This window comes from Kitasatospora sp. NPDC101183 (assembly GCF_044767945.1).
GTDB lineage: Bacteria > Actinomycetota > Actinomycetes > Streptomycetales > Streptomycetaceae > Kitasatospora.
The window spans coordinates 276,271-287,823 of sequence record NZ_JBIWOW010000003.1; the positions used below are offsets into that span (position 1 = coordinate 276,271).

Genomic DNA, 11,553 nt, shown 5'->3' on the forward strand with positions numbered 1-11,553 from the left:
GGAACAACGCTGGCGTCACAGCGCTTTGCCTTGCACAGCTGCGCGGCGCACGCGGGTCCGAACTCGTGCCGCGTGGCCTCAGCGTGTACGTTAAGCACTTGACGTACGAGGTGGGTACGGGACCGGTTCTGAGGCGGGTGAGCGCTGTGGTGGCGTATCTGGATGTGGCGGCGACGACGCGAGTCGATCCTCGGGTCGCGAACGTAGTGCTGCATTGGATGACGGAGGACTTCGGCAACGCCGGCAGTCGCACGCATGAGTACGGTGCTCGGGCCAAGAAGGCAGTGCAGCAGGCTCGCGCCTTCATCGCGCAGACCCTCGAGGCCAGGACGGAAGAGGTGATCTTCACCAGCGGCGCCACCGAGTCCAACAACATCGCGCTGCTGGGTCTGGCGCCGCACGGCGAGAAGACCGGTCGCAAGCACATCATCACTTCGGCGATCGAGCACAAGGCAGTCCTTGAGCCGCTCGTCCATCTCCGTGACACGCGAGGCTTCGAAGTCGAGTTCATCCATCCCGGTCCGTCGGGGCGCATCAGCTCCGAGGCGGTCCTGGAGCGGTTGCGTCCGGACACGCTCCTGGTGTCGCTTATGCACGTCAACAATGAGACCGGCGTCATCCAGCCTGTCGCCGAGTTGGCCCGGAAGTTGCAGGAGACGAAGACCTTCCTGCACGTCGATGCCGCCCAGGGCTACTGCAAGGTCCCTGGGGATCTGACCGCGCCGATCGATCTGATCAGCATCAGCGGTCACAAGATCGGAGCCCCCAAGGGCGTGGGAGCCCTCGTGACGCGGCGCCGCGGGTGGAACAAGGTGCCTCTGGAGCCCATCATGTTCGGCGGTGGCCAGGAGCGGAAGTTGCGGCCGGGCACGCTGGCCGTTCCTTTGATCATGGGGCTGTACGAGGCCGCGAAGATTTTCAAGGAGGGCCACGCGGCCTGGGAGCGTGAATCGCGGGCGATGCGGGAGCGGATCCTCGGAGCACTGAGTGCGACGCAGTTCCGGATCAACGGGGATTCCGAGCACTCGGTCCCACACATCCTGAACGTCAGCTTCGACCGACTCAATGCCGAGGCACTGATCGTCCGGCTCAAGGACGAGGTTGCCATTGCCACTGGCTCGGCGTGCACCAGTGCCTCCTACACCCCCAGCCATGTTCTGCAGGCCATGGGTCTGGACGATGATGTTGCCGCCAACGGGCTGCGTTTGTCCTGGTTCCCTCCACAAGCTGCGGACTTCGATGCCGCTGGAGTTGCCAAGACCATTGCTTCCATGCAGCCCGGGCATCCGTGAGGTATTGCTGTCCCTGCAGTACCGCGAGCAGCCGGTCCTCGCGTCACGTGTTACCAGGTCGTCGAACCAGGCGGTGTCCGCGTAGCTGACGTCCGCACCTGGCGAGTTCCACTTCCCAGCCGTTCTCCGTGCCGATGAGCTGAGGGTTTTGGTACAGCCCGGCACGCACCTCGGCTTCGGTCAGGCGTCGATAGCGTGGTGCGGCCGGGTCGTTCGGTTCGAGGAATTCGTGTTTCCGGTGCAGGAGGGGACGATTGGTCGCGTCCGAATAGGAGACGTGTTTTGCCTCCAAGGTCTGGAGATCCACTCCGTACGAAGACGAGATCCGGGGGTGTGGGTCTTGGTCGAACCTCGGATAGTCCAGCCATGACACCGCCCGGCCTTGGTGCCTGAGCTTTGCCACGGTCCACTCCGCCGGGCGGCCGGCAGCGATCGACGCACAGTGCTCGTACAGCCGGAGAACGGTCGGGATCTGTTCAAGAGCACGACGGTGGACGTACAGGGCAGTGGGTGTCAGTTTGCCGGCAAGGGAGGCATGCATCGCTCCCCGCACATACTGGTCGTCGCGAAGCTTCAGCAGGAGTCGATCGGATCGCCGACACGCCTCCTTGTAGGAGCTGAAAAAACTACGGATGTCTTGCTGCACACTCACTGGGAGGTTCCCGAAAGGGCCGCGACCGTTGAAGAGTTCCACCGCAAGGTACAGAAGCGTGTTCAACGTGGTGCGCTTCGCTCCCGCTGCGATCAGACCGGGGTCGGCCCCTTGGAGAGTCAGTCGACGTAGGTCCGCGGGTTTGAGATGTGCCAGCAGTTCTGCGGTTTTGCGGGGCATCTCTTCAATGCGAGGGAGGCGACCACGCTGCTGTGCGTAGTCGACCAGTGAATCCAGAGCAGAAGCGGTGTCTGCGGACATGAGCCACTCCGCGTCCGGCACCACTTTGTAGGCGAGGTAACTCAGGCGGGCCGCCTCATCCTTGAACGCATAGACGACACCGGGGGCTGCGGCGATCACCCGAGCCCCGGTCGCTTCCTCCACGTAGCGCCGTAACTCGGCTGCGGCGAACAGATGTTGGAAGGTCCGGCGACTGGTGAGCAGCCCGTCTCCGTACTCTCTTCCCTGCACCTTGGAACTCTCCCAGGTGAGTCGTGCCGAGACCACCAGGAGCGTTGAGGCCAGCTGCCACGCGTGTTGAAGGGTCTGAAGACGCTCTTCCGGGTCCTCGATGACGTTCAACACATAGGTCAGTAGCACGACATGACTCTTGGTGGGGCGGCTGTCCGGCCGGAAGTAGGGATCCCAGCCCTCTACGCAGCAGTCAAGGCTCTGCAGGGATCTGATGTCATCACCGCGGCCACAACCGTAGTCCAGCACTGTTCGCTCTGGCCGCAGTTGGCCATCGGCGAGGGCCTGGCGCGCAGGAACCGACAGTGCCACTCGACCGATGGCTGTGCGCCCGCGTGCGCTGGTCCAGTCCTGGCTCACCTGCGGACGCTCATCGGACGACTACCGCGGCCACGTGCGCACCGCGAGTGCCGCGAGTCGCTCCTGTCGTTGCTGGACCGCTTCCGGCGTCCAGGTGTCATGAGCACCGACCTCTCGGGTCAAGGTGAGCTGGGACAGCTTGAAGGTCTCGGCCTTGTCCTTGAAGGGCTTGTTGCCCAGCCGCGAGTTGGAGCCGGCGGGGAGCAGCACCATGTTTCCGAGCCGGTAGATCCAACTGTCGGCGTCCTCACGCTTCCCACTCGCGGTGATGAATTCGGACCAGTCGTCGGTCAGGGCATTCTGCGGGTAGACGTGTTCGAGGTTGACCTCGCTGGGGTTGTCATTGGGGACGAACTCCGGCTGGCCCTCCTTCAAGGCGGTCCGTTCCAGGGCGGTCAGGTAGTAGCGCGCGATCTTGCTGCCGTCGCCCCGGCCCAGAGAGGTGAGGGTGAACTGCGCCTTGAAGTCGCTGTCCGAGGGGATCAGGTCGTTCACGCGCTCCCGGATCTGGACGAGCGTGGTGATCTTCTGTTGACGGATCTCCATCGCGATCTGGGAATAGAGATCCTCGTACCGACCACGGTTGATTCCACCGGTGATCATGCCTCGTACCGACCAACCGATCATCGCTCGTAGGAGCTTGTCGATCTGGGTCGGCGGCAGGTGGTCGACGGCTGCCAGGAGGAGGATCTTGTTGGGAACGAGGTTGAACAGTGCCAAGCTGGAGAGCGAAGGCCTGTGAGTGGAGCACTTCTCTGCCCAGATCTCGTGGCCGGGGTCGGAGAGTGCTGCGTAGATTCGCGCTGCAGTCAGTAGTTCTTCCGAGAAGGTCAGAGCCTCCTGGCTACGGGTCACCTGCTTCCGCATCTGGGCGTACAGGTCCCGTTCGGTCACCTTGCCGACCCGTGAGCTCCAGTAGTGCCGCAAGAACTTGGTGAACTTCTCGTTCGCTGCCGTCAGGGAGAGGGCGCCGATCGCCTTGTGCCAGTTGTTGCGCACCGAATCCAGGTGCGTCTTGGCAGCGCCGAAGAGGTGGTTCTTCAGGAGATCCGCCGTGGTGAGGTCTGCACCACGGTTGTTGAGCGTTTCGAAGATGACGTACGCATCTGCTTCCGAAGGAGTCTCCACCACGGCGAGCTGAGCGCGGTGTTGGATGTACCGAACCCACTTCAACAACTCTCCTGTGGCTTCCGCACCGTATCGGGCGCTCAGGTTCTCCAAACTGCTGCGGAAGAAACCGTAGGCCTTGACGATGTCGGAGTCACCGCGCTTCGCCGGAAGGGTCGGCAGGGAAGCTCGGGTCACGATGCCGTGAAACGGCGGATTGTCATCCTCGTTGAGCTTGAGGTGAGGCTCGGTGCCCTCGGCGTCCCAGGCCTGGCTCGCCAGGAATTCGTCTCCGATCAACTGCGCGCGGGAGTGGTTCAGGCGATGCAGCTCGTCTCGGATAGCGGCGATCAGGAGGGAGGAAGTGACCAGACGCTGCTGGCCATCGATGATCTTCTTACGGCGTTCCGCGCCGTCCTGCGTGAGGACGATCGTGCCGAAGAAGTACTCCTCTTCGGTTCCGTCACGAATCGCGCGACTCAGGTCCGTCCAATAGTCCTGCACCTCCTGATCGACCTTCCAGCAGTAGGCCCGCTGGAACTGAGGGACGATCAGTCGCTCGCCGCGAAGTATCTCGCCGATTCCGACGAGGTTCAGCTGGAGCGTGGTACTTCCGTGACCCGATGCCATGCCGCGCAGTCTAACGTGCGTGGACGTGCGGCCGGGTGGCAAACTGCGGGAGTGCCCTTGCGTGTGGTAGGGCGGAAGGTACCCAGCCGGTGCGCTACTTGGGTCGACGGCGACCGGTCGTGTGGTGGAGGCGGAGTACGGCCCTGGTCGGCCACGAGCAAGCCCGTGGCCGACCAGGGGCGCTGGACGCGGGATGCAAGCCCCGGAGTGGCTGGTCGCCGCTAGATCGGTTCGGATGTCATCCGACCCAGGTGGCCGCTATGCGAGGAGGCGCCTCCGAAGCTCTGCGGCCAACAGTCCCCCGGTGGCCAGTGCGGAAAATGCATCCTGAAGCCGAAACCCCTTCAGCAGCAGCACGATCAAGGCGGCGAGCAAGGAGACGAGCAGGAGGACGGAGACGAGGGATTCCTGCCACGTCGTGACGCGCGTCGGGGAGGGGATGGAGCCCCCAAGCCCGGCGAGTGCAGGGGCGGAGATCGTCTGAGGCATGCGTGTTTCTCTTTTCACGAGATGTGGGGATGCTCCGGACGGAACACTTGAGCAACGGACAAGATGGTGCTCATCGCCGTCGGTTGCAGCCGATCAACGATCGCCTCAGAGTACCGAACTTATGAGCTCTTTCAATGCCGATCCAGGAGGAGATGTGCGATCCAGAAGTGGAAAGTGGGTCTCCGGTTAGAAAATTGACAAGGTGTCCACCTGGGCATCGGTCAAAAATTCTATGAGGCGTACCTTGCTGGACATTTCGGGCATCGAATGGAAAAGGTGGCAATTGGGCAGGTGTATCGCCGGATGCTTGCCGCGGAATTGCTCTAGGGGTTGTCTTATCCGGCTCATGCGGTAGCATCCATGACTGTGTTCGCGCGCGCATGCGCGCACGCGGGAAGTAATGGGTTCCAATGCTCCGGACGGTCAACTTGGAACTGGGAAGCTTCTGTTGCAGCAGGGCTTCCCCAAGTGGAAGGTGGCGTCGGCGTGGGAGTCGATCAGTTGCGTCCGTAGGTGCGGGACGCCCCGTGGACGCCACCTTCCCAGCACGGTGTGAGGCCCTCCCGGCAGTGGAGTTGACTCCCCGTGTGCCGCCGCACCGCCGTCTGCTCCTTGGGACCCTGCTTTGGTGAGCCGGGGAGGGCCGGTCGAGCCCGAGGGTTGAGCGATGATGGCGCTCGGCCAGCGCTGCCCGGTTGGAGCGGCGGCCTGGACACACTGGGGTCGGTCTGGCGGTCGTCGAGCAGCTCCACGGAGGCCTCGAGGCGAGTCAGGGTGAGTAGGGCGGTCGCCGCGGGCAGGAAGTTGTCGGCCTTGGCAGCACGAGGCCGCCCAGTTGTTCAGTCGCACGCCTGCGCGGCACAGCGCCGCCGCGAGCCGCGGCGTGGCCCTGGTTGGTTCCCTCTCCGGCCGTGAGTCGGAGGTGGGTGACAGGGGTCGCTCGGGTCGTTCTTCTGGGGCACCTGGCCCTTAGAGCTTTCGAGCTTGCGGGCGAGGTGAGGGTGATGGGTTCTCGGCTGCGGCGCAGGCGTCGGAGATCATCCGGTTGAGGCGCTTCAGCCATGCCGGTGCCCACCAGGCGGCGGCTCCGGCGAGTGCGAGGAAGGCCGGGAGCAGCACGCCGTGCAGGAGCAGGGCGTCGAGGAGTACGGCGAGTCCGGTGCCGAGGCCGAACAGTTCGGCGGGCGACACCCCGGAGACCGCCGTCGAGAAGAAGGACACCGCGAGGACCGCGGCGGCGGTCATGACGACCGGCCCGCCGGAGCCGAGGCCCGCCCGCGCCGCGAGGCGGGCCTCGCCCGTGCGGTCGTGGTGCTCCTTGATCCGGGAGAGGGCGGACAGCGCGTGGTTCATGGACAGGGCGTAGGCCACGCAGAGCAGCAGCGCCGGGACGGTGACGGCGATCGGGGCGGGGGTGATGCCGAACAGGCTTGCCAGGTAGCCGGTTCGGGAGAGTGGGACGGTCGCGCCGAGGGCGGCGCCGAGGCCCAGCAGGCTGAACAGCACCGCCGCGGCCGGGAGCAGGACGCTGCCGGTCGCCAGGGCGAGCAGCACCAGGGTGAGCAGGGCGGCCAGGCCCGCGGCGAGCGGGAGGCGGGCGCCGATCGAGGCCGTCGCGTCCAGGCCCCGCGCGGGCGGGCCGCCGACGAGGACGCGGTGGCCCGCCGGGACGGGGGCGGCCCGGACGGCGCGCACCAGCCGTTCGCCGTCGGGGGAGGAGGGGGCCGTGTCGTGGCCGACCAGCAGGAGCGTCGCCCCGCCCGCCGTGAGGCCGGGCATCGGCCCGGCCGTGTCGGCCGGCACGCCGTGCTGGAACCGGCCGGCGGCGCTGGTCACCGAGGTGACGTGTGGGAGGGTGGACAACCGGGCGGCGTAGCCCGCGAGTTGGCCGTCCGGGGCCGAGGGCCAGTCCTGGCTGACCAGGGCGAGGGAGCCCGCGCCGTCGTCGGGGAACCCCGCGCGCAGGAGGTCGGCGACCACGCGGCTCTCCGCGTCCCGGGGCAGCGCGCGCTCGTCCGGTATGCCGAACCGGGCGCCGGTGAGCGGCCAGGCCGTGGCGGCGAGCGCCGCGACCACCAGGGCGCCGGCCACCAGCGGCCGTCGCATGACGGCGCCCGCGAGCCGCCCCCAGAAGCGGCCTTCCGGGGGCGTCGGTTCGGCGAGCGCCCGGGAGCGGCGCCGGCGCCGGCGCGGGCTCCGGGAGGCCGTGACACCGGCGATCCGGTCGCCGACCAGCAGCAGGGCGGCGGGCAGGGGGAGCAGGGCGCACAGCACCGTGACCGCCACGACGGCCACCCCGGTGCAGGCGAAGGAGCGCAGGACGTACTGGTCGAAGACCAGGAGCGTGGCGAGCGCCGCCGCCACGGTCGCGCCGCTGAGCACCACGGTGCGCCCGGCCGTCCGCAGGGTGACGGCCACCGCCTCGGGCCCCGTCCGGCCCTCGGCCCGCTCCTCCCGGTAGCGGGAGACGATCAGCAGGCCGTGGTCGACGGCCAGGCCGAGGCCGAGCGCGGCGGCCAGGTCGACGGCGAACACCGGGACGGAGGTCAGCTGCCCCAGTCCGCGCAGGACGGCCAGGGAGGAGGAGACGGACAGCAGGCCGACGAACAGGGGCAGGAGGGCGGCCAGGACGCTGCGGAGCGCGAGGGCGAGCAGGATCAGCAGCAGGGGGAGGGCGACGGCTCCGGCGAGGGCGAGGTCGTGGCCGGTCCGGTGGACGAGGTCGACGTCGACCTGGGCGGCGCCGCCGAAGCGTACGGTGATCGGCCCGGCCGGGTGCGCGAGCCGGCGGTGCAGCCGGGCGGTGGTGCGGGCCACGGCGTCTTGGTCGCCGCCGACGCTGACGGTGGTCAGCGCGATGCGGCCGTCCGGGGAGCGGAGGCCGGGGTCGGCGGAGGTGAAGTAGCTGGCCACGACCTGGACGGAGGGCTGGGCGGTCAGGGTGTCCAGCAGGGCCTTTCCGGCGGCGGTCACCTGCGGGGAGTCGACGGTGGCGGCGCCGTCGCCCTGGACCAGCAGCACGAGGTCGGCCTGGCCGGCCGGGAAGTTCGCGGCGACCAGCCGCGCCGCCCGGGCCGAGTCCGATCCCGGGTCGTCGAACCCGCCGCTCCTCGCGGCCGAGGGCGCGCCGACCGCGAGCGCCCCGGTCAGCAGCAGCACCAGCGCGCAGGCCCAGAACACCAGGCGCGGATGGCGCAGCGCCGCGGGCAGTCGGAATGCGGACACGGTGGCCAACTCCTGGTATGCGTCGGCGTGCGGAAAATCGGCGGGGATTTTCCTTGGAAAACGATGAAGGATTCCGGTGACCGGGTTCCGCGCAATTCCCGATCGCTTGTCGGCCCCGGCCCGGCTGCAAGCTAGCAGGCATTTTTGAGGCCGGGCAACCCTGGATCGGCGCCCCGCCGGAGGGTGGGGAGAATTCCTGTACGGACGATTCGTGTCATGACGACTCCCGGGCCAACGCGCTGTGAATGGATTGCCACGATCACCGCTCGCCGCTTGATTTCCGAGGCGTTGTCGATTGAATGGAAAGCGCTGTGCGCGCCTTCCCGGCACCCTGCTGTCACCGGGGCGCCGTACTGTCCACGCCATGGGAATCGTGATGGTCGTCGACGAGACGACGTCGGGGCACCGCAGTGCCGGGTGGGGGCTGGAGATCGCCGAGGAACGGCTCACCGTCGGTGAGCTGATCCGGCGGCGGGTGTTCCAGGAGGTCGCGGAGTACAACGCGCGGACGCCGGAGGTCTTCCGGGGGCTGGTGCAGCCGCAGGAGGCCGAGCGGGTGCTCAACGGGTACGCGCTGCGCACGCCCCGGCGGATCGACCCCGAGGTGCAGACCGGGCTGGCGCTGAAGGCCTTCGCGGGGAACGGCTTCCTGGTGCTGGTCGGCGAGCGGCAGGTGACCGGTGTGGACGAGGAGGTCGAGCTGGTGCTCGGCACCGAGGTCACGTTCCTGAAGCTCGTGCCGCTGGTCGGGGGCTGAGCATGGACCTGAGGAAGCTGAGGGACCTGCTGCGCCGGTGCGCCGCCTCGCCGGCCGAGGCGGAGCGGATCGCCGCCGAGCTGTGGCCGGTCGCGGCCGAGGCCGAGGGGGACTGGGCCCGGGAGACGGAGGCGATGTCGCCCGAGGTGCGGGCGATACCGGACGGGGCCCGGGGCGTGCTCGCGGACGCGCTGCTGGCGGCCGGGCAGGACGCCGGGGGGAACGTGCTGACCCTGGCGGCCGTCATCGAGCGCGGGCTGCCCGGCCGCTCCGGGGAGGCGCGCGCGAAGGCGCTGGCGGAGGCCGGGCGCTGGTACACCCTCTGGGAGGGGGAGCGCTTCCTCGTCCTGGCCGAGATCGCATGCGAGGAGGACCGGCCGATCGCGCCCGAGGCCGTCGCGATGTTCCGGCGCTCGGCGACGGACGCGTACGGCGGCGAGCGGCTGCAGGCGCTCGCGAAGGCGCTCACCGAGCCCGTGCTCAACGTCGGCGAGGCGTGGGCGGAGCGGGCGCTGCGGGAGGCCGAGGAGGCGCCCGGGTGGGACGCCCTGCTGCGCCACGCGCTGACCGCCCGGGCCGCCAGGCCGACCCGCGCGTGGGAGAAGCGGGCGCGGGCGCTGGTCGAGCCGCTGGGCGAGGACCGGGTGCGGGACGCCGTGCTGTCCTGGCTCCCGCTGGCCGGTCGGCGGACCTTCGCGCTGGAGCGGCAGGAGTGGGACCACGACGTCAACGGCGGCTACGACCCGTACAACGCCACCGCCCTGCGCGGGCTGGTGTGGACGCTCGGGCTGCTGCCCGCCCGTCCGGACACGGCCCGGGCGCTCGGGGCGCTGGTCGAGAACGCGCTGAGGAAGGCGGCCGGGCTCGGCCCGCGCAACGTCAAGGTGGCCAACGCGGCCGTCAACGGGCTGGTGGGGCTGGACGGTGAGGCGGCGCTCGCCGAACTCGCCCGGCTGGCGGCCCGGGTGACGCACAAGGGCACGCTCAAGCTGCTGGAGTCCGTGCTGGAGGAGCGGGCGGCGGCGCTGGGGCTCTCCCGCGAGGAGATCGAGGAACTCGCCGTCCCCGCCTACGGGTTGACGGAGGTCGGGCGGGCCGAGTTCGCGCTGGGCGAGACCACGGCCCTGCTGGAGGTCCGGGGTGCGAAGGCCGTGCTCGGCTGGCGCACGGCGGCGGGCAAGGCGGTCAAGAGCGTCCCGGCGGCCGTCAGGCGGGACCACGCCGAGGAGCTCAAGGAGCTGAAGGCGGCGGTCAAGGACGTCGACAGGATGCTCTCCGCGCAGAGCGAGCGGCTGGACCGGCAGTTCCTGGCCAACCGCCGCTGGCAGTACGCGAGTTGGAGGGAGCGCTACCTGGACCACCCGCTGGTCGGGACACTGGCCCGGCGGCTGCTGTGGACGGTGGACGGCACGGCCGTCGGGTACGCGGAGGGCGAACTGCGCACCCTGGCGGGCGATGCGGTGCGCGACGGGGGCGACGTCCGGCTCTGGCACCCGGTGGGCCACGCGAGCGCCGAGGTCGTCGCCTGGCGGGACTGGCTGGAGCGGCACGCGATCACCCAGCCCTTCAAGCAGGCCCACCGCGAGGTGTACCTGCTCACCGACGCCGAGCGCGCCACCGGCACCTACTCCAACCGCTTCGCCGGGCACATCGTGCGCCAGCACCAGTTCAACTCACTGGTGGCGATCAGAGGTTGGCGCAACAAGCTGCGGCTGATGGTCGACGACTCCGCCCCGCCGGCCACCCGCGACCTGCCGCAGTGGGGGCTGCGCGCCGAGTACCGGATCCACGGCGAGGGCCGGGACTTCCGCGCCGACACCACCGACTCCGGCAGCTACCTGCGGCTGAGCACCGACCAGGTCCGCTTCTACCCGATCGACGCCCCGCAGAACTGGGCGCCCTGCTGGGGCGGCGAGTACACCATGGCGATGCCGCGCCGAGGGGCGCGGGTGGAGCCGGTGCCGATCGCCGACATCCCGCCGCTGGTGCTGTCCGAAGTCCTGCGGGACGTCGACCTGTTCGTGGGCGTGGCCAGCGTCGGCAACGACCCGACCTGGCAGGACGGCGGCCCCGAGGGGCGCTACCGCGAGTACTGGACGGCGTACGGCTTCGGCGAGCTCAACCAGGGCGCCGAGACCCGCCGCGCGCTGCTGGAACGCCTGGTGCCGAGGCTGGCCATCGCCGACCGCTGCACCCTGGAGGGCCGCTTCCTCCACGTGCGCGGCGAGCGGCGCACGTACAGGATCCACCTGGGCTCGGGGAACATCCTGATGGCGCCCGACGACCAGTACCTGTGCATCGTCCCGAAGTCCGACCCGACCGCCCCGCAGACCGGCTACCTGCCCTTCGAGGGGGACCGCACGCTGGCCGTCATCCTCAGCAAGGCGATGCTGCTGGCCGAGGACGACAAGATCACCGACCCGACGATCCTCAGCCAGCTCGGGGCGCAGCGGTAGTAGAGGAACCTCTACCACCGATACGCCATGCAGTGGCAATGTGCCCGGGCCGCCCGGTTCCTAGCGTGGAGGGTGTGACCGCGCGAGGGGCGCGGCCCGGGTTCCGGGGGTTGC

7 protein-coding genes are annotated in these 11,553 nt (G+C 68.9%); 3 read left to right on the forward strand and 4 right to left on the reverse strand.

Features of this window, described 5'->3' with window-relative positions:
• Positions 1-98 precede the first annotated feature (98 nt).
• The gene (dndA, locus tag ACIRRS_RS05030; RefSeq protein WP_402965156.1) at positions 99-1,292 is read left to right on the forward strand and encodes a cysteine desulfurase DndA; all 1,194 of its coding nucleotides are present in this window, start codon (positions 99-101) and stop codon (positions 1,290-1,292) included.
• A gap of 43 nt (positions 1,293-1,335) precedes the next feature.
• Here dndA and ACIRRS_RS05035 read toward each other — a convergent pair whose 3' ends face one another.
• From ACIRRS_RS05035 to ACIRRS_RS05050, 4 genes are all read right to left on the reverse strand, one after another.
• Positions 1,336-2,775, reverse strand: coding sequence for a DNA phosphorothioation-associated putative methyltransferase (locus tag ACIRRS_RS05035; RefSeq protein ID WP_402965159.1), 1,440 nt, complete (start codon positions 2,773-2,775; stop codon positions 1,336-1,338).
• 21 nt (positions 2,776-2,796) lie between these two features.
• Positions 2,797-4,512 (reverse strand): DUF262 domain-containing protein, encoded by a 1,716-nt coding sequence (locus ACIRRS_RS05040; protein WP_402965162.1) that lies wholly within the window; start codon positions 4,510-4,512, stop codon positions 2,797-2,799.
• 258 nt (positions 4,513-4,770) lie between these two features.
• A complete protein-coding gene (locus ACIRRS_RS05045; RefSeq protein WP_402965164.1) occupies positions 4,771-5,001 on the reverse strand; it encodes a hypothetical protein in 231 nt (76 codons plus the stop codon).
• A gap of 969 nt (positions 5,002-5,970) precedes the next feature.
• The gene (locus tag ACIRRS_RS05050) at positions 5,971-8,226 is read right to left on the reverse strand and encodes an MMPL family transporter (RefSeq protein WP_402965167.1); all 2,256 of its coding nucleotides are present in this window, start codon (positions 8,224-8,226) and stop codon (positions 5,971-5,973) included.
• A 364-nt stretch (positions 8,227-8,590) separates the two neighbouring features.
• Between ACIRRS_RS05050 and ACIRRS_RS05055 the strand changes: the two genes are divergently transcribed.
• The gene (locus ACIRRS_RS05055) at positions 8,591-8,983 is read left to right on the forward strand and encodes a hypothetical protein (protein WP_402965169.1); all 393 of its coding nucleotides are present in this window, start codon (positions 8,591-8,593) and stop codon (positions 8,981-8,983) included.
• A 2-nt stretch (positions 8,984-8,985) separates the two neighbouring features.
• A complete protein-coding gene (locus tag ACIRRS_RS05060) occupies positions 8,986-11,439 on the forward strand; it encodes a DUF4132 domain-containing protein (protein ID WP_402965171.1) in 2,454 nt (817 codons plus the stop codon).
• The last annotated feature ends 114 nt before the right edge of the window (positions 11,440-11,553 follow it).

Coding starts and splice junctions, on each gene's coding strand:
- ACIRRS_RS05040 (WP_402965162.1), bottom strand. CDS start 4,512: ATGGCATCGGGTCACGGAAGTACCACGCTCCAGCTGAACCTCGTCGGA.
- ACIRRS_RS05045 (WP_402965164.1), bottom strand. CDS start 5,001: ATGCCTCAGACGATCTCCGCCCCTGCACTCGCCGGGCTTGGGGGCTCC.
- ACIRRS_RS05055 (WP_402965169.1), top strand. CDS start 8,591: ATGGGAATCGTGATGGTCGTCGACGAGACGACGTCGGGGCACCGCAGT.
- ACIRRS_RS05060 (WP_402965171.1), top strand. CDS start 8,986: ATGGACCTGAGGAAGCTGAGGGACCTGCTGCGCCGGTGCGCCGCCTCG.